Origin of the sequence: Clostridium sp. CS001, from assembly GCF_020443565.1 — a bacterium.
In the GTDB taxonomy this organism is placed as follows: Bacteria; Bacillota; Clostridia; order Clostridiales; family Clostridiaceae; genus Clostridium_AD.
Genome location: NZ_JAIZZN010000023.1, coordinates 22601 through 42015 on the forward strand (window position 1 = coordinate 22601; position 19415 = coordinate 42015).

Below are 19415 nucleotides of genomic sequence, written 5' to 3' on the forward strand. Positions count from 1 at the left end.
TATTTATGAATTTACTATACGGAACATATAATCCATCTAAATTGGAAAGCATGCTAAAGATGTTGAATGGATTGAATCTTTTCATTACTGGCCTTGAAACTCTAGATATGGAAATAAAAGAAGCAGAGGAAACTGGAAATGATCCATTATCAAATGCAACACAAAAGGCTATGTCTTATTTTAATCAAATTAAACAACCTCTATTTTCTTGTGATTCCGGATTATATTTTGAAGGAGTTGATGAAAAAGATCAACCCGGAATACTTATAAAAAGGATTCATGGAAACAATTTGTCCTCCAGTGAGATGCTTAGCTACTACAGCAATTTAGCAACAAGATATGACGGTAAGTTAGTTGCATATTATAAGAATTCCATATGTTTAGTAATGGATGCTAATCATGTTTATAAATATGATGGTGAGGATATAAACTCTGAAAAGTTTTATATTGTAGATAAACCACACGAAAAGTACAGAGAAGGATTTCCTTTAGATTCATTATCCGTAGAAATCGCTAGTATGAAATACTATTATGATTTAGAAGGTAATAACAGTGAAAATTTAGGGGTTATAGAGGGGTTTAGAAATTTCTTCATTAGAAGTTTAAATGATTATTTATATACTAATTCATCTTAAATATTCTATAATCACTAGTATTACATAATTACATGTTTGAATAGGAAGAACTAAAATGGGGGTAAAATAATGAATTTAAAAGCAGATAAACTTACAGAAATACAAGCAAAAGAAATATCTGATTGGAAATATGATGGGGACTATTCAATTTATAATCTCCCACCCTGGTCAGAAATGATTCAAGAGAAGTATTCGCTAAGTGATAATACTAAAAGAGACCGATATATTGGGTTTGTTAATGAATATATGGAGCTAGTTGGATTTGTTAATTTACTTGATAAAGGAGACTCTGTATTCTTTGGAATTGGCGTCAATCCAAAGGTCTGTGGCGTAGGTATAGGTAAGCTGATTACAAAGATGGCTCTAATTGAAAGTCAAAATAAATTCCCCAATAAACCTGTTGTATTAGAAGTTAGAACATGGAATAAAAGGGCAGTAAGTTGCTATAAATCTCAAGGTTTTAAGGTTGTCGATACTAAAGAACAAGAAACCAAGCTAGGATTTGGTGAGTTTTATGTTATGAAATATAGCGGTTAGGATACCTATAAATAGTAATTGTTTTTATAAATAAATATCATTCTTAAAAAGATATATTTTGTTTTGGAGGATTCTAACTATGAAATTAATGATTATAGGCGCAAGTGGCTACTTGGGCAATACAATATATAAAAAATTAAAAAATTGCTTTCATATAAACCAGATATAATTATTTGGAGTATTTATAATTTTGAAAAAGAAATGGACTTATCACTCATAGGGCTAAATGATATTGTTAATTCCATATCTGAGGATGTGAGATTAATTTATGTTTCTACTACAGTTGGACAAGGTAGAGATCAGCTAGAAAGTATAATTCCCCATAAACGCACTCCTGATGAACATTTACCTAAATATATTAACGGCAAAATTAAAGGAGAAGAGATTGTCCGCAAGCATGCTAATCACGTTATCGTGAGGCCCGGGAGCATATATGGCTATGATTATGATGTAAAAATGGATTTGCGTATGAGGGCATTGCTTAAAATGTCAAAATCCGGTGAGACATATTTAAGAACAGCCAATATGTATGCTAGCTTTATTCATGTACAAGATTTAGCCGATTCGATTATTGAAATAGCATATATAAACTTTAGAGGAACAATTAATATAGCAGGAGAAAAACCAGTAAGCTTTTATAATTTTAATATACATTTAGCGAATCTACTAACCATTGACAACAATTTTATAATACCTGATTATAGATCAGAGGATGAGTACCATAATTTAAATAGTGATAAAAGGAAGGGTTTATTAGGCACATTAATACGAGAGATTTGATTATAAATAAAAATAAAGGTATTAATAAAAAATCAGATAACTTATATGCCAACTGGAAGGAGAAATTATGAGTATAAAAATGCTGTACCATATCTGTATTCAAACAGAAAAATATGATGAATCACTTAAATTTTACACTGAAATACTAGGATTTGAGGTAGTTAAAGAAACAGCTAACTTCCATGGGCGAGACTTTAATACCTGGTTAAGATTAGAATCATTTATGATTGAGTTACAAACTGCTAAAAGGGGTGATAAGTTAAAAAATTGGAGTTCATTAAATGAAGGGATAGTCCATATGTGCTTTTTAGTAGATAATGTTTACGATGAATTTAATAGGATAACAGAACTCGCTTATACAAACTTCAAGATTAAAAATGGTAAGGAAATATATAAAGTTGAAGATGGGTATTTATTTAAAATTGTAGCACCTGAAGGTACGGAAATTGAAATAAGAGATTCTGAAATATAAAACTTAAAACCATATTGTATTAGAAGGAGATGTTGATAATATGAGTGAAGCAAAATTTTATTATAAAAATGAAAATGCCCCAACACCTAATAAACCAAACCATATAGGTGCTTGCGCCATTATTAAGTATGATGGGAAAATATTACTAGAAAAAAGAGCAGACAGCAATCGATGGGCGTTAATTGGTGGAGGTTTAAACATTAATGAAAGTTTAGAACAGTGTATTCTTCGAGAAATTAAAGAGGAAACAGGACTTGTACTTGAGGAAGAATCTTTATATTTTTGGAAAATGTGCTCAGATCCCTCACGTATAGGAGCATATCCTGATGGAAACATTCTTAGAATAATTTCAGCTGTATATCAATTGAATTTAACAGAGAGTCACAAGTTAGTATGTAGTGATGAATCAGAGGAACTAAGATATTTTAGTTATGATGAATTAAATGAATTGAATATCGCAGAAACACATAGACATATAGTTAATGAATATTTGTCAACGTTATAAGATTTTCATCACTATTTACGAAACTCCGCAATGTAGGAAATATTTATCAAATTAGCAAATGCTAGAATTAAATTACTATACAGGAGGTGGACAGATATGGATATGATTGATACTTTGCAAAAGGTAATAGACTATATTGAAGAAAATCTAAAATCAGAACTTAATTCTACGGAGCTTGCTACTATAGCTGGTTTTTCTACTTATCATTTTTTACATGTTTTTGCTAGTATTGTAGGTATGCCTTTATCCGCTTACATTACACGGCGCAGAATCAAACATGCTATTTATGATATTTATAAAGGTGGAAAAATGGTTGATACAGCACTTCTTTATGGTTTTGATACTCACGCAGGATTCTTTAAAGCCTTTAAGCGTGAATATGGATGCTCTCCATCAAAGTTTATCAAAACTTCATTAGTTCATCATTCTGTATGTGTAAATTTAAGACGGGAGGCTAAATTGATGCTAACACAGATACAAATAAGAAAATTTCTTTCGGAGTGGGACATTGATAAAAAGTCGGAAATAGGTACAGTTTATTTTTTTGCTGGAGATATCAAGGCTTGGAATATTGGTGATAGGTATGTGTTTAAAACTGGTACAAACATTGTAGGATTACGCACTCACATTTTAATTGCCAATGCACTTGCAAATGAAGGTATGGCTGCTGCTTACCAAATAAAAACTAAAGATGGCAAAGATCTTTATCAAAGGGATGATCATTTTTATGTATTACTAAATCGCATTGATGGTAGATATCTCTCACCAGAGGAACGATATGCTTGTGATAGAAAAATTACTGGTGAGAAATATGGTGAGGCCATAGGTAAGCTGCATAGAGTACTTAAAAAGCTAGATGATGATTTAGCTGTAAATGATACTAATTTGTATGATACGGTTATCAACTGGGCAATGCCTGAAACAAAACGTATTATGGAGCAGTGGAATAGTGCTTTACCAGATCAGTTTTATTTAGACTATGAAAGTAATTTTGGTAAACTATATGATAAACTGCCACGGCATATTATACACAGAGATCCTAATCCAACAAATATTTTCTTTAATGATAGTGAGTTTAGTGGATTTATTGACTTCGATATTAGCGAAAGAAATGTAAGACTTTTTGATCCATGTTATTGTGCAACAGGGATACTTTCAGAAGCGGGCAATATATCTGGCGGTTATGAAAAATGGCCGGAGATACTGCGAGGAATTATTGCAGGGTATGATAATATATGTCCTTTATCCTCAGACGAAAAAAAGGCAATATTATACGTTATATATTCTATTCAAATGATATTTATTGCTTGGCTTAACGGTGGTGACAATGAAAAGAGCATCTCAATGGAAAACAGAAAAATACTTATTTGGATTTGGGAAAATTCAAATAAACTAACTTTTGAGTAATGTAATATTTTTATTCTAGGCTACTACGAATACTTATATAGTTAACATTTCATTTCACATTATTTTTATTTAAATGCACTTATAAAAAGGCCATGAAGAGAGCTATTTGCTAATAACTTTATGACCTTTTTATATTATTCTGAAATTAATTGTAGATATGATTAACCACGGTTAAAGCAATTATTTCATTCTTTTATTAAAATAAAAAGAATTTCCTTCTTAAATATGAAACAGTGAATGTTAAAGATTGATTCTTTATGTATATTATAAGCAATCTTGTATAAATTGGATGGAGGATATAGTATAATTTAAAATAGGCTAAAAAAGATTTTTGCATGATTAAATAATATTCATTTTCGTTAAGTGAGGTAATTTAATAATGAATGAACAAAGCAAATTAAATAAAAAGGCTTGGGAATATCGAGCATATGAATTTTGGAATAATAGGGATGGATCGCCTACGGATAAAGCTAATAAAATCTTGAGAAATCCTAAAGTTTGTCTTAAGCATCATCAGGAGTATTTCAATGACATTGAAGGTAAGAACATTGCTAATATCTGCGGCTCTAATGGCAGAAAGGCCATTCCATTAGCTTTAATGGGTGCAAGTGTTACAGTATTTGATATTTCAGAAGAAAATAGAAAGTATGCCATAGAACTTGCAAGGTGTGCGAATACCTCTATAGATTATATTGTTTGTGATATATATGATATTGATCTTAAAAAATATGAAGGTTCTTTTGACATTCTTTATTTAGAAGGGGGAATACTGCATTATTTTAATGATATTAATAAATTATTGTCTATTCTTTATTCATTGTTAAAGGATAATGGCAAAATGGTATTAAGTGATTTTCATCCATTAAGAAAATGCATTGATGAAGGAAATTCAAGACAAACGCATGGAAATTATTTTGATAAAGAAATGCATAATGGCGATTTAGCATATAAACAATTCTTTAGTGATGATCAGCAAAAGGATTTTCCAGATTGTTCTTTTAGGTTTTATACTCTTAGTGAGATTATAAATTCAGTTATTACAGTTGGTTTTCAATTAAAAAAATTTGATGAGCATCCTAATTGGAATAATGAAAAGATACCTGGCGAATTTACTATACTTGCTGTTAAATAGTTTATAATCCTATATTAATGAATTTAAAAAGATAGGCCATATAAAGTTATAAAAAATAGCATTGACTCTAACCCTAGGTCGGAGTTTAGAATAGCTCTTAAGGGAGGTGATTTCTTGAAAATCAGTGAATTCGCTAAAAGAGCAGGAGTAACTATAAAGACACTACTTCACTATGATAAAATTGGATTATTAAAACCAAAAGAAAAAACTGACGTTGGATATAGAGTTTATTGTGATGAGGATTTTTTAAGACTTCAGCACATTACTACTTTGAAATTTATTGGGTTAACATTAACTGAGATAAAGCAGCTTTTATATGAAACAGGTGAAAACTTAGAAAGTATGATTATGATCCAAAAGAAAGCTTTAGAAGAAAAGAAAAAACATATGGATTCAGTTATGACTGTCTTTAATAAGGCTGAAAATCAAATAAAACAAAATGGATTTTTAGAAGTTGAGAATCTCATTGATATTATCAAGATAACAAATATGGAAATCGTCGTTAAAGAGCAATATAAAACCGCAGAAAAATTTAAATTAAGAGGTAGTCTTCATAGTTATAATATTAATAAAACAGATTGGGATTATTGGTGCTTTAATCAAATGGAGTTTCCGAGTGCTCCGAAAATACTGGAACTAGGTTGTGGAACAGGACATTTTTGGTATAAAAATGCCCACAATATAAATAGGAGTTGGGATATTACCTTATCCGATTTTTCAGAAGGTATGCTTAAAAGTACAAAAGAAAGATTGAAAGAAATTAAACATAATTTTTCATATAAAAAGATTGATGCTCAGAATATACCCTATGAAGATGAAAGTTTTGACGTAGTAATTGCAAGAAATATGCTTTATTTTGTTCCAGATATAGAAAAAGCCCTAAGTGAAATAAGGAGGGTTCTAGTTAAAGGTGGTACATTTTATACAACTACTAGTGCACAGGAGGCCATGAGAGAGTTAAATCAGCTTATAGAAAAGTTTGATTCTAAAATCGGATTAAATAATAATGGAATGTGCGACAGATTTGATGATAAAAGTGGACAAATACTACTTGAAAAGTATTTTAGTGATGTTGAAATGGATGTTCTACAAGGAAAGATTGTAGTGGATGATGCTAAGCCTATAGTTGATTATAAGTCTTCTACAATAAAGGGAAGTTCCATACTTATTGGAGAAAAGAAAGATGAGTTTGCAAGGTATATTGAAGATTATATCAAAGGAAAAGGCAACATATCAATAACTACAAAAGGCTGCTTATTCAAAGTGAAAAAATGACTATTTAATGGTGTATGTGCTAAATAACGATTGGGGGAATTAAAATGGTAATGCCAACACACATAGTTGCAGTAGGTGGAATAACAGAAGATAAAGAGGGAAATATTCTTTTGGTTAAAACATATCATGGTGGATGGGTTTTTCCAGGCGGACAAGTTGAAGAAGGTGAAAATCTAGTGAATGCATTGACTCGAGAGATCAAAGAAGAAAGTGGGATTGATGTTGAAGTTTCCTCACTAATAGGAATATACTCAAATACGTCGAAACATAAGGGTTATAATGGTGTAAAAATTGTTCCTACAAAAGTTATGATGGATTTCATATGCACTCCAATAAGTGGAGAATTGTGCACATCAGAAGAAACATCGGATAGCTGCTGGGTATCAAAAGATGAAGTTCTTACTATGATTGAAGCTCCAGCTATACGCGAAAGATATCAAGCATATTTAGATTTTGATGGAACCGTTAATTATATGGAGTATACAACTCAACCTGAGTTTGAATTAAAACTAAAAAGAAATATTTAATATTTATATGTGGAGGTTTTTTATATGAAGTATGAATGGCTTGATGAGTATTGCCTTTCTAAAGTAGGCTCAGAAAAAGATTTCAAGATAGAATGGGATGCAATTAGATATCTAATTGCAGGTAAAATGTTTGCAATGCAAGGGGGAGATAAATATAAGAAACCTATTATTACATTAAAATGTGACCCTGAATTTGGGCATACCCTGCGCCAAGAATATCCACACATTGTTGCTGGATATTATATGAATAAAGAGCACTGGAACTCTGTATATTTAGATGGCGATGTACCTGATGATGTTTTAAAACAAATGATAGATATGTCATTTGAGTTGGTATTTAAATCATTGAGTAAGAAAGTTCAAAGTCAAATCCTAAATAGTATTAATAATGAGATATGATTATGAAGATTTACATTGCACTATTAAGAGGTATTAATGTAGGTGGAAAGAACATAATTAAGATGGCAGACTTAAAACATATGCTTGAATCCATAGGCCTTCAAGGCTCTCAAACATATATTCAAAGTGGCAATATCCTATTTAAATCAAATGAAGAGGAGCAACCTCTACGCAATAAAATTGAACATGCAATTGAGAAGACTTTCGGATTTTCAATTGCAGTTATTATAAGGCAATCTGTAGAATTAGAGAAAATTATTCAAAATTGCCCATTTTCAAAGGAATCAATATTAAAAGCAGAAAGCTCAGCGGAAGGAGAAATCTTATACGTAGCCATGTTAAGTCATGAGCCTTTGCAAGAAAATATCTTGCGCTTGAACGCCTACAAGAGTGAAAGTGAAGAATACTTAATTGAAGGAATAGATATCTATCTTTTATTTAGTAATAGTATTCGAAATTCTAAGATTGCTACTAATCTTCATAAGTTGGAGGTTCCTGTTACTGTGCGTAATTGGAAAACCATAAACAAGCTATTACTATTAGCAAAAGCTATGGAAATTTTATAAGGAGATTTTTTTTATGAACGACATACAATGTGCAATTATTGATGAAGCGCTAACATTCCTTAATAAGTATAAACCGTGCAATGTTAAACCATTATTAAAAGGTTATTCTAAAGATGAAAAATATTTATTGGAAATTAATAATAAGACCACACTACTCATGAAGGTTTCTAGTATGAAAGACTATGATAGGAAAAAACAAGAATTTGATTACTTAAATATTCATTACAAAAACGGTGTTAAATGTTCAAAACCATTAGATTTCTTTATAATAGAGAAGTTCAATGTATGTATCACTATATTGACATATTTAGAGGGAAAAAGTGGAGATGAGGCATTACCATTACTCCCAAAAGAAATACAGTATTCCTTGGGATATGAAGCAGCAAATGAATTGAGAAAAATACATGAAGTTATGCCTTCAAAACCTTTTGACTGGTATAAAAGAAGATGGGAAAAGTATCAATCAAAGAAAAAGCAATTATTTGAATTAAATTGTAGATTTTATAAACAGGATGAGATAGAGCATTATATTGAAGAAAATTTTATAATATTAAAAGATAGTTGCATAAGATTTCAGCACGATGATTTTCAACCTATGAACATAATAATTAACGAGAAAGAATTAATTGGAATTATAGATTTTAATAGATATGATTGGGGAGATCCCATAGAAGACTTTTTTAAACTCCCTAAATATACAAATGAAATAAGTGTGCAGTTCTCAAAAGGTCAGATAGATGGATATTTTAATAATGCTATTCCAGATATATTTTGGAGAAAGTATAATTTATTCGTAGCATTAAATTTTCATGCAAGTATTATTGGAGGTCATTCTTATAATCAATTAGATAAAGTACAGGAAAGACAAATTAAAATATATAATACACATGACTTTGAGTCTCATGGAGTTCCTAAGTGGTATTTGAAAGGAGAATATTGATGAAAGTTGTAACTTTGTTTGAAAATAGAAGCATCTCAAAAGAGTATAAATGTAACCATGGTTTATCATTATATATAGAAACATCTAATCATAAAATATTATTCGATACTGGAACAGATGGTACATTTGCATATAATGCCTGCAAATTAGGTGTTAAAGTAGAAGAGATAGATATAGTAGTTATTTCGCATGGACACTATGACCATGGTGGTGGTCTAGAAACATTTTTAAAACTCAATAGTAAAGCAAAAATTTACATTGGGCAGGGGGCATTTGATAATCATCTAATAAAACTTCTTGGAATTTTTAAATATAATATAGGTTTAAAGAAAGAATTAATAAGCAGCAAAAGGCTTGTGTTTATAGATGAAATTATGAAAATAGATGAGGAACTGATTTTATTTGGTAATATTAAAGGAAATAAAATGCTGCCAAAAGGTAATGACAAGTTATTAAAGCAATATAGTGATAAATCTGTAGGAAAAGATGACTTTGAACATGAAATAAATCTATTGATTAAAGAAAATGACAAGTACAATCTATTTTGCGGATGTGCTCACAAAGGTATTGTTAACATAATTGAAAAAACAAAAGATATTATAAATTATGATTTAAATACAGTAATTGGTGGATTCCACTTAATGAGAATGGATGTTAAGGATTCGAATTCCAAAGATTATTTAAATGAACTTTCAGCCATTCTAAATAATGCCAATGTAGGTAAGTATTATACTTGTCACTGTACTGGTGAACAATCATATAACTACTTAAGTCAAAAAATGAGCAATTTAAGTGAATTAAAAACAGGAATGGTAATTGAAGTCTAGTAGCTAACTTCTTTGGTGTAACTATTGAACAATCACCTAATAATTATATTGGTGGAGTGGATAATGTTTATGAAGCACTAAAGCATTATAAAAAATGGAGTTATAAAGAGGGTGCAATCAAATGAACTATAAATTTACTAACATGAATTTAGAATATGCTAATGTAATTCAAAATTGGAAATATGGTGGGGACTATTCAATTTACAATTATGAAAATGATGAGGGTTTATTAGACCCCAATAATTGGTGTGATATGTATGCAGTTTTGGATGAGAACAATGAATTGGTTGCAGAAGTAACCTTTTATAATAATGATGTTCCTCAAGAGGTAGATAATCCATTCGAACAAGGTGACATGTTTTATGGTCAAGGCCTAAGACCTGATCTTGTTGGAAAAGGCTATGGTCCAGAATTAATTTCACAATCTTTAAGCTTTGGACTTGCTAAATATAATTATAACCGAGAATATATTTTATTAGATGTAATTTCTTTTAATAAAAGAGCCTTTAAAGCATATGAGAAATGTGGTTTTGAATTTGTTGAAAACTATAGTGAAGATTGTGATGGAACTGTATATGATTTTATAAGGATGAGGTATAAAAATCCAAAATTAAGTATTGATGATAAGCATCTCAGTTGATGATTCATCACCAAACTTTCATTACGAGAAGGGGTACAATTTATGATTATTATGATTAATGGTGCCTTTGGCGCTGGAAAGACAACAGTATCTAAGGCTTTAGTCGAAAAGATACCAAACAGCATGATTTATGATCCTGAGGAAGTCGGAATTTTGCTAAGAAATATAATTCCTAATGAAGTAATGGGACAACCTGAAAAAACAGGGGATTTTCAAGATTTCCAGCTATGGCCAAAACTTGTTGTAATCATAGCTGAACAGATAAAAGAACAATATAATAGGCACTTAATAGTTCCAATGACTTTAAGTAATATAGAGTATTTTAAATACATATATACTGGTTTAGGGAATATTGATAGTGAAATATATCATTTTTGTTTGAAAGCATCTCTCACTACGACACATGAAAGACTTAAAAAGCGAGGAGACCAACCAGGTGGTTGGCCATTTCTACAAACTGAAAAATGTATAAATGCATATGAAAAATATGATTTCAGTGAGTACATTGATACTGAGAATTTAAAAATTAAAGAGATTGTTAATATTATAGTAAGAAAGACTTTAGGTGATGCAGACTAAGCATTACAACCAATATTACAAATATAAGGAGACCTAAAATGAAAATTACTACTGTTTTAGCAACTAAAGAAAAATCAAATATCATTAAGAACCTATATCCATTATATTTACATGATTTATCAGAACACTATGAAGATTTCCCTAATGAATATGGGATATATGAAGATGAACCCATGGAAACATTAGCGCAGCAATATGAAGTTCAGAATATATGGTTTGAAAAGCCTAACGCACTTTTTCCTCATATTATTATGGTAGATGATAAACCAGCAGGATTTATTCTTATGGCTACAGAACCATATGCTCCAAAAACAAGCGATTATTATCTTAATGAATTCTTCGTATTAAGACCATATAGAGGTAAGAGTATAGGAGAAATTGCTGCAAAACAAATATTTGATAAATTCAAAGGTAGATGGGAACTATATACAAACCACTTACCAAAGAATTTAGTAGGTCAGAAATTCTGGAGAAAAACTGTAAGTAATTATACAAATAATAACTATCATGAATCTACAGGTGAAACTGTTATGGGAGAAAAATTAATATTTAGATTTAATAATTCAACTTATTCAAGATAGCTTTTATGGATTAAGAAAAGAAAATGATATACAACCCTATGATCTTCCACCTAGTCAGCATGATAGAGAATATAAACTTAAAAACAAGGATTTTATATTTGTTTCATTTGAAAAAGAACAATTAGTTTCGTCTGTTTTTGTAAAAGATAACTACCTAGATTTTATAATGGTTACTCCAGATTATCAAGGAAAGGGCTATGGAAAGAAAACTACTCAATTTGGAATTAATAAGGCTTTAAGGCAAAATGCAAAGCTTATTAACCTAAGCGCTTTAGAATCTAATACTAAAGCAATTGCTCTATATGAGTCTCTAGGTTTTGAAATAGTACAAACTGTTTATTTTTATAGACAATTTGGAGATAGATAGATTTATTAAATCATCATTTGTAATGCTGCAATATTAACAACACAAAGGCGGTTACTAAATATGCATAATCTCATATCTGCATTTCCGTTGTACAACTTTTTAAAATACTGTAATGCCAATTCCTCTGATAAAATTATTCTTGATTGTGGCGCTGGTGGCTCTAATCCACCACTTTCTTTATTTCACGAGTTTGGATATAAAACTTATGGCATTGAAATATCTAAGGGACAATTAGAAAAGGCAAATATATTCTGTGATGAACATAATACAGCTTTAAACATTATGCATGGTGATATAAAAAAAATTCCTTTTGATAATGAATTGTTTAGTTTTCTATTTTCTTACAATACCTCTGTTCATATGAAAAAAGGGGGTTTTTCACTTGCTTTATCAGAATTTTACCGTGTACTAAAGTCTAATGGGTTATGTTATGTTAACTTCTTAAGTGAAGAGTGCGATTCATATGGAGAGGGTATACAGCTAGGTGACGGTGAATTCATGCAAATTGAAGATAATGAAGAAGTGCTTTATTGTCATTACAAAGATAGCGAAATCCAGGGCTACTTTGGAAAATTTAAAGTTATCTATAAGGAAAAACGAATAATTAAAAGGGAGATAGATGGCATTAACTATACTTGCGCATATCTTGATTATATATTATTAAAAAATTAAACCAATGTATAAACTCATAACTCATTGACATTATACTAACCTCAATATAAAATTCTATGTGAGTACATTTTATAAAAAAACTTTCGTAAGATTATGGTAATAAATAGACTTGTAATATCCTCAAAATACGGATTATGGTAAGTATAAAATTAACACTTTTTACCCAAACTAAAAGATGTTATAATTATTATAGGTGGTGAGATCAGTGGATAAAGAATTAATAAAAGCGCTAAGTGAATTGCTTGACGATAAATTAAGACCAATAAATCAAACGTTAGATGAGCACACACAAATTTTAAGAGCATTAGAGCATTCTGCACAAGTAAGTAAAGCTGAACAAGATAAAATGTCTAATGATATATCTCATATCAAAGGAAATATTGAAGCTCTTAGAAAAGATGTATCAACAGTTGAAATAGTTACTGCAAACAATTATGCTGATATAGCTAAATTAAAAGCAGTGAAATAAGGCATATTATATAAAAGTACAAACCATGGCAAGCTGGTTTGTACTTTTTTACTTATTAAATATAATTCATTATCTCTATTGACATTATGTGGAACAGTGATATGATTATACATAGGATGTCTATGCATAGATTTAATAGGTATAAATCATAATATTTAATTATATATAAGGGGGCGTAACAATGTTAATAAACAAGGAACTTTTAAAAGGTAGTACGGTAACTCTTATTTTAAAACTAATTAATAAGAAACCAATGTATGGTTACGAGATGATAAAAGAAATGGACGAAAAATCAAAGGGTGTATTTACGTTAAAAGAAGGTACATTGTATCCCATTTTACATACTTTAGAGGCAAACGGATTAGTAGAGGCATATTGGGATGAGGAATCTTCAAAACGCAAAAGGAAATACTACAGAATAACCAAGGAAGGTAAATCATCTTTAAAGGAAAAAGAAGAAGAATGGGCAACATTTCGATCAGCAGTTGATAACATGTTATTGGAGGCTATATCATGGGCATAGAGGATAATTTTAAAATTAATGAATATATAGATTATGTTTGTTCTTTTGTGAAATATAAAGAAGCCCATAAAGAAATAAAAGAGGAACTATCATCACACATTGAGGATGTTTTAGATGAATACACTTTGGGAAGTGAATTCACTGCAACCGTGAATGCCGAACATGGATTATTACAAGAAGAAGCCATTGCTAAAGCTATCAATCGAATGGGAGATGGAGAAGGCCTAGGTAAGCAGCTAAACATAGCACATAAAGGAACGCCCGATTGGATTACGTTACTTTTAACTATATTACTTGTAAATACAGGGATTATATTGATGTATCTTATGAAATATAAAAGCTTATATAGAAGTAGTGATTATTTATTTACACATAGCTTGTTATATGCTGCTATTGGTACTATAGGCATAGTGATATTATATTTCTTCGATTACAGGAAAATAGAAAAATATTCGAAACATATTTTCGCAGGAATGCTCTTCATATTTATCATATCAATTTTTATGGGAAATACTATAAATGGACATATTTTTATTAGGATAGGAAGTTTCACAATTGATTTTAAAGCAATTAGTTTGTATGTATTTATAATTGCATTAGCAGGTATATTTAACAATTATGACTGGACTAATAAAATAAATTTAATTAAGGCTATAGCATATTTATGCCTTCCACTATTCTTTATGCTATGTGCAAATGGGCTAACCTACTGTGGGATTTATTTTATTGCATTTATAGTTTTAGCACTTAAATCAAATATGAAAAAAAGATATGCTATTTACTTAGTAATATTTAATGCTGTTTGTTTTCTATATTTTGTTTTATCTGCCCCATATAGAACGAAAAGATTTTTTAGTTTTTTAAATCCCTTCGCTGACCCTGAAGGAGCTGGATACTTAGGTGTACAAATGTATAAAATAACTCATACCTCTGGAATTTTTGGTAATGGGTTTTCTGCAAACGAAAATTTATTACGAGTGCCTGTGCTAGAATCAGACTTTATATTTAATTATATAGTTCACACTTTTGGATGGCTTGGAGCTGCAGCTATTATTACTCTAATTATATCTTTCATATATAGAATTCTAAACATTTCAAAATATGTTAAGGATAGTTATGGTAGACTACTTATATCAGGGTTAATTAGCATATTCATCGTTCAATTTTCAGCAAATATATTAATGAACTTAAACTTGTTCCCGATTTTAGGGATTGCACTTCCTTTTATAAGCTATGGTGGTTCTTCAAGTCTTATTAATATGGGCGCTGTAGGGATTATTATGAGCGTGTATAGAAGGAGAAGTTTGTCTCAGTAACATGGTAACTACATGTAAAACCATATATGATTGTTTAAGAACAAGCATATATGGTATATAATAAGAACATAAACTTTCTTTTTATAAAATAATTTATAAAGTAGGTGCGCAGTTAGTGGATATACTATATGATAAATCAGAAATAATTAAAATATTAAAATCTAAGGATGTAATTGATTTTTTAAATAAATACAATATAACTACTATGATTATGTTTGGAAGTATTACTAATAATGAGTTCAATGATGAATCAGATGTTGACTTAGCACTGGTAGCTGATATAGAAATTGAATTAGATAAAATTTTAGACATAGAGCTGTTTTTGCAAAACCTCTTAAATAGAGAAATTGATATTTTAGATCTAAGAAGTGAAGTTCTTGATTTATTCTTAAAAATAAATATTTTAAATACAGGAAAGGTTATTTACTCTAAAGATAATAGCCAATCTTTAAATATTTTATATGATGAGGTTGATAAAATATATAGAGAAAATGAAAACTTTATATACTTTAGAAAGGTGGATGTATTATCATGAATTAAGAAATATTAATGAAAATAGCCAAATCATACGTGAAGTAGTTTTAAAAAAGTATACAGGAGCGATTTATATGAAAAATTCAGAGTTCTTAAGAAATGACTTAAAAAGAATTGATGGAAAAAGCTACAGATCATATAAGGATTTAGAGGGAGAATATGATTTTGGTGATTACACACTCTGTATAGATCACGTTCAAGGTGACCCCTTTGCATCCCCATCAAGAATTAGAGTAGTAGTTAATCAGAGGGTTTCAAAGTTTCCAAAAGAACTTTATGATAATATAAACAAAAACATTGCGGTAGCGGACTATTTAACAAGAGAATTTTATTCGAATATTAATAGATGCGCTGAAAAGGTTTTTGGTTCTGGTAAGAGTGGATTAATAGCTATAAGTAGATGTCCCCAAGAAATTTTAAATAGAACCTCAATAACCATAAATGAAGATAAAATAGAAGCAAGGTTTTATGTTGGTTTCCCCGCAAGTGGACGAAGTGTTTTATCAAGAGAGCTTGAGAAAATTTTATATAATGTTATACCAAGCATTGTAGAAAAAACCTTAATATATAAAAATATTAATAGTTTAAAGCTAATAACTAGAGTAAATCTAGTAGAAGACCAAGAATATATAAGAGGCGAACTACATAACAAAGGACTAGTTGCCTTTATTGCTAACGGTTCAATGCTTCCTAGGGAAAGTGGCATATCTTCAAAAGTATTAAAAGGTGGAAAATCCTTTGTTTCCCCAAAAGAATTAGAGGTAGGGTTTAATACCAAAAGTATGGGCAAAATTATAGGTATGGGTATTAAGAAGGGTGTAACTCTTATAGTAGGTGGAGGTTACCATGGTAAATCTACATTATTAAAAGCTTTAGAGCTTGGGGTTTACAATCATATTGAAGGTGATGGGAGAGAGTTTGTTATAACTGATGGCTCAGCTTTAAAAGTAAGAGCAGAGGATAATAGATGTATCACTAAAACCGATATATCCTTATTTATAAGCAACTTACCAAGCGGCGCAGATACTGTAGAATTTTATACAGATAACGCCAGTGGTAGCACATCACAGGCAGCGAACATTATTGAGGGAATCGAAAGTAAAGCTAGTGTGCTTTTAATTGATGAGGATACTTCTGCTACTAATTTTATGATGAGAGATGATTTAATGCAGAAATTGGTTTCTAAAGAAAAAGAACCAATTACGCCTTTTATTGAAATAGTTAGACCTTTATATAGCCAAAAGGGTATCTCCACTATAATGGTAGTAGGGAGCTGCGGAGATTTTTTTGATGTAGCAGATTCTGTAATACAAATGGACAATTATGAGGCTATGGATGTTACAAAAGAGGCTAAAAATCTAAGCAAAGGTCATATTTTAAAAAGAATTAATGATAGAAATTTAAAAATACATATTGCTTTTAATAAAGTAGTAAAAGCTAGTACAATCAAGGTAGGGGAGAAGGGTATTAAAATCAAAGCTATAGGGTTAACCACACTTAGCATAAATAGAGAAGACATAGATTTAAGGGCTTTGGAACAAATAGTTGATACTGAGCAAGTAAATGCTATAGGTTCAATTATGAAATGGGCAGAGACTAATATCATGGATAAAGGCTTGGGCTTTGAAAGTATGGTAGATAATATAATTTTAGAAGTAGAAAAAAATGGACTACTATCTTTGGAAAAAGTAAAAGGTGGTAGTGGAAGTTTAGCTATGCCTAGAAAGCAAGAAATAATGGCAGCTTATAATAGGTATAGAAACTTAAAGGTGTAGTTTTATAACTCAAAAGAGGGAGTGTTAGTAATTAACACTTCCTCTTTTGAGTTTATCAATATATTGTTTTGTTACAACGAAAGGGTCTTTCTCTTTCATTATGGTAGACATAACTGCCACCCCATGTGCTCCTGACTCTATAACCTTAAGAACATTCAAAGTGGTAATTCCACCTAATGCAATTATAGGTATAGAAACATTTTTTCTAATATCTTTAATAAGTTCTATGCCTCTAGGTGGAAGACCTTTCTTACAATCAGTTTCAAAAATATGTCCTACCAATAAATAATTTGCACCTTGCTTTTCAGCTTCCATAGCTTCATTGAGGCTATGAACAGAAACACCAATAATACCCTTAAAGGAGAACTTCATTTCAATAAATTTTTCAAAGCTTACGTGAAAGCCATAAGCTTCCACACCCTTTGCCACTTCTAAATTGCTATTTACTATAAGTTTTACACTTCTATGTCCGATGATACCCTTAATTTTTTTCGCCATAATTAAAAGTTCATCATAAAGTAAATCTTTTTCTCTAAGAATAATTGCAGATATTCCGCCATTAATAGCATCCTCAATAATTTTATAAAAATCCTTATGATAAGCCAGCTTTCTATTTGTTATGAGGTAGAGCATACTAGTTGTCGTCTCTTAAAATATTTAGATCTTTTCCTTCCATTATCTTATTCATGTTTCTCATAGAGCACATCTTTCCACACATAGTGCAGCTATCTTCATGCTCAGGAGAAGATTCTTTTCTGTATCTTCTAGCTTTTTCTGGATCAATGGCAAGTTCAAACATTCTTTCCCAATTAAGTTCTTGCCTTGCTTTACTCATCTCATTATCCCAGTCTCTAGACCCTGGAATATTTTTAGCTATATCACCAGCATGAGCAGCTATTTTCACAGCAACAATTCCTTCTTTAACATCTTCTAAGTTAGGTAATCTTAAATGCTCAGCAGGAGTTACATAGCATAGAAAATCTGCCCCACTACTTGCTGCTAATGCTCCACCAATAGCGCTTGTAATATGGTCATATCCTGGTGCTATGTCAGTAACTATTGGTCCTAGTACGTAAAATGGAGCACCGTGACAAAGTTTTTTTTCAAGTAACATATTTGCTTTAACTTCATTTAATGCCATATGTCCTGGACCTTCTATTATAACTTGTACATTTTTCTCCCAAGCTCTTAATGTAAGTTCTCCAAGTATCATTAATTCTTTGATTTGACAAGCATCCGTGGAGTCATTTATAGATCCAGGTCTACATGCATCTCCAAGACTTAAAGTTAAATCATATTTTGTACATATATCCAATAGCTCATCATAATACTCATAGAAAGGATTTTCTTTATTGTTAAGTTGCATCCATGCATAAAGAAGGGACCCACCTCTTGAAACAATGTTTGTGAGTCTCTTATTTCTTTTAAATACGTCTGCTGTTTCTCTGTTTATACCTGCATGAATGGTTACAAAATCCACACCTTCTTTGGCATGTTTTTCAACAACCTCTAAAAATTCTTTTGCAGTTATGTCCTTTAACTCTTTATCATAAAAACCAACAGCATCATATATTGGTACAGTTCCTATCATAGCAGAGGATACTTCAACAAGTTTTTTTCTAAATTCTTCTGTTTTTCCAAAAGAGCTTAAGTCCATTATAGCCTCAGCTTTCATATCTATAGCTAGTTGTACTTTTTTCATCTCTTCATCAATGTCATAGCAATCCTTTGAAATACCAAGGTTTACGTTGACTTTTGTTTTAAGACCTTGTCCTACACCTTCTGGGTCTAAAGATTTATGATTTTTATTGGCTGGTATAACAACTTTTCCTTCTGCAATAAGTTTCCTTAAAAGTTCAATATCCATATTTTCTTTTCTAGCTACTATTTCCATTTCCTTTGTAACAATACCTCTTTTTGCAGCGTCCATTTGAGTTGTATAAATCATTTTAAAATC

Annotated in this window: 25 protein-coding genes; 23 read left to right on the forward strand and 2 right to left on the reverse strand. The window is 30.5% G+C overall.

From position 1 onward, the window contains the following. Nucleotides 1-5 precede the first annotated feature (5 nt). The 23 genes from LGK97_RS14235 to LGK97_RS14345 all read left to right on the forward strand — a co-directional run bounded on the left by LGK97_RS14235 (nt 6) and on the right by LGK97_RS14345 (nt 17458). A complete protein-coding gene (locus LGK97_RS14235; RefSeq protein WP_226260422.1) occupies nt 6-635 on the forward strand; it encodes a non-canonical purine NTP pyrophosphatase in 630 nt (209 codons plus the stop codon). Nucleotides 636-704: 69 nt separating this feature from the next. Then, entirely contained in the window at nt 705-1172 is a 468-nt protein-coding gene (locus tag LGK97_RS14240; RefSeq protein ID WP_226260423.1) for a GNAT family N-acetyltransferase, read from the forward strand. 201 nt (nt 1173-1373) lie between these two features. Beyond that, entirely contained in the window at nt 1374-1952 is a 579-nt protein-coding gene (locus LGK97_RS14245; protein WP_226260424.1) for a hypothetical protein, read from the forward strand. A 67-nt stretch (nt 1953-2019) separates the two neighbouring features. Then, complete coding sequence (locus tag LGK97_RS14250) at nt 2020-2424, forward strand: VOC family protein (RefSeq protein WP_226260425.1); 405 nt, start codon at nt 2020-2022, stop codon at nt 2422-2424. Between the two features lie 40 nt (nt 2425-2464). Continuing rightward, nucleotides 2465-2929 carry an NUDIX domain-containing protein gene (locus LGK97_RS14255; RefSeq protein ID WP_226260426.1) on the forward strand — a complete coding sequence of 155 codons (465 nt, stop codon included), beginning with the start codon at nt 2465-2467 and terminating at the stop codon, nt 2927-2929. A 96-nt stretch (nt 2930-3025) separates the two neighbouring features. After that, nucleotides 3026-4336 (forward strand): helix-turn-helix domain-containing protein, encoded by a 1311-nt coding sequence (locus LGK97_RS14260; protein WP_226260427.1) that lies wholly within the window; start codon nt 3026-3028, stop codon nt 4334-4336. A gap of 379 nt (nt 4337-4715) precedes the next feature. After that, a complete protein-coding gene (locus LGK97_RS14265; protein WP_226260428.1) occupies nt 4716-5468 on the forward strand; it encodes a class I SAM-dependent methyltransferase in 753 nt (250 codons plus the stop codon). Nucleotides 5469-5582: 114 nt separating this feature from the next. Then, the gene (locus LGK97_RS14270; protein WP_226260429.1) at nt 5583-6743 is read left to right on the forward strand and encodes a MerR family transcriptional regulator; all 1161 of its coding nucleotides are present in this window, start codon (nt 5583-5585) and stop codon (nt 6741-6743) included. 44 nt (nt 6744-6787) lie between these two features. After that, a complete protein-coding gene (locus LGK97_RS14275; RefSeq protein WP_226260430.1) occupies nt 6788-7270 on the forward strand; it encodes an NUDIX hydrolase in 483 nt (160 codons plus the stop codon). Between the two features lie 24 nt (nt 7271-7294). After that, nucleotides 7295-7669, forward strand: a complete 375-nt coding sequence (locus tag LGK97_RS14280; RefSeq protein ID WP_226260431.1) for an MmcQ/YjbR family DNA-binding protein — start codon at nt 7295-7297, stop codon at nt 7667-7669. A gap of 2 nt (nt 7670-7671) precedes the next feature. Then, a complete protein-coding gene (locus tag LGK97_RS14285; protein ID WP_226260432.1) occupies nt 7672-8235 on the forward strand; it encodes a DUF1697 domain-containing protein in 564 nt (187 codons plus the stop codon). A gap of 13 nt (nt 8236-8248) precedes the next feature. Beyond that, nucleotides 8249-9175: an aminoglycoside phosphotransferase family protein gene (locus LGK97_RS14290; protein WP_226260433.1), complete on the forward strand. Its 927-nt coding sequence runs from the start codon at nt 8249-8251 to the stop codon at nt 9173-9175. Further along, a complete protein-coding gene (locus LGK97_RS14295; RefSeq protein WP_226260434.1) occupies nt 9175-10002 on the forward strand; it encodes an MBL fold metallo-hydrolase in 828 nt (275 codons plus the stop codon). Before LGK97_RS14290 ends, LGK97_RS14295 begins: the two co-directional genes overlap by 1 nt. A 121-nt stretch (nt 10003-10123) precedes the next feature. Further along, on the forward strand, nt 10124-10642 hold the full coding sequence (locus LGK97_RS14300; protein WP_226260435.1) for a GNAT family N-acetyltransferase: 519 nt from the start codon (nt 10124-10126) through the stop codon (nt 10640-10642). A gap of 42 nt (nt 10643-10684) precedes the next feature. Next, entirely contained in the window at nt 10685-11221 is a 537-nt protein-coding gene (locus LGK97_RS14305; RefSeq protein WP_226260436.1) for an AAA family ATPase, read from the forward strand. A 38-nt stretch (nt 11222-11259) separates the two neighbouring features. Further along, on the forward strand, nt 11260-11802 hold the full coding sequence (locus LGK97_RS14310) for a GNAT family N-acetyltransferase (RefSeq protein ID WP_226260437.1): 543 nt from the start codon (nt 11260-11262) through the stop codon (nt 11800-11802). 28 nt (nt 11803-11830) lie between these two features. Beyond that, a complete protein-coding gene (locus tag LGK97_RS14315) occupies nt 11831-12169 on the forward strand; it encodes a GNAT family N-acetyltransferase (RefSeq protein WP_226260473.1) in 339 nt (112 codons plus the stop codon). A 60-nt stretch (nt 12170-12229) separates the two neighbouring features. Beyond that, nucleotides 12230-12841, forward strand: coding sequence for a class I SAM-dependent methyltransferase (locus LGK97_RS14320; RefSeq protein WP_226260438.1), 612 nt, complete (start codon nt 12230-12232; stop codon nt 12839-12841). A gap of 205 nt (nt 12842-13046) precedes the next feature. Next, nucleotides 13047-13310: a hypothetical protein gene (locus tag LGK97_RS14325; RefSeq protein ID WP_226260439.1), complete on the forward strand. Its 264-nt coding sequence runs from the start codon at nt 13047-13049 to the stop codon at nt 13308-13310. Nucleotides 13311-13491: 181 nt separating this feature from the next. Continuing rightward, a complete protein-coding gene (locus tag LGK97_RS14330) occupies nt 13492-13833 on the forward strand; it encodes a PadR family transcriptional regulator (protein ID WP_226260440.1) in 342 nt (113 codons plus the stop codon). Then, on the forward strand, nt 13824-15149 hold the full coding sequence (locus LGK97_RS14335; RefSeq protein WP_226260441.1) for an FtsW/RodA/SpoVE family cell cycle protein: 1326 nt from the start codon (nt 13824-13826) through the stop codon (nt 15147-15149). The genes LGK97_RS14330 and LGK97_RS14335 overlap by 10 nt, the downstream gene beginning before the upstream one ends. Nucleotides 15150-15264: 115 nt before the next feature. Beyond that, the gene (mntA, locus tag LGK97_RS14340; protein WP_226260442.1) at nt 15265-15684 is read left to right on the forward strand and encodes a type VII toxin-antitoxin system MntA family adenylyltransferase antitoxin; all 420 of its coding nucleotides are present in this window, start codon (nt 15265-15267) and stop codon (nt 15682-15684) included. Nucleotides 15685-15757: 73 nt separating this feature from the next. Then, nucleotides 15758-17458 (forward strand): ABC-ATPase domain-containing protein, encoded by a 1701-nt coding sequence (locus tag LGK97_RS14345; RefSeq protein WP_226260443.1) that lies wholly within the window; start codon nt 15758-15760, stop codon nt 17456-17458. Between the two features lie 24 nt (nt 17459-17482). On the opposite strand, the gene LGK97_RS14350 is transcribed toward LGK97_RS14345, so the two are convergent. Together LGK97_RS14350 and thiC are read right to left on the reverse strand one after the other, a co-directional pair. After that, nucleotides 17483-18091: a thiamine phosphate synthase gene (locus LGK97_RS14350; RefSeq protein ID WP_226260444.1), complete on the reverse strand. Its 609-nt coding sequence runs from the start codon at nt 18089-18091 to the stop codon at nt 17483-17485. 1 nt (nt 18092) lies between these two features. Next, entirely contained in the window at nt 18093-19406 is a 1314-nt protein-coding gene (gene thiC, locus LGK97_RS14355) for a phosphomethylpyrimidine synthase ThiC (RefSeq protein ID WP_226260445.1), read from the reverse strand. Between the last annotated feature and the right edge of the window lie 9 nt (nt 19407-19415).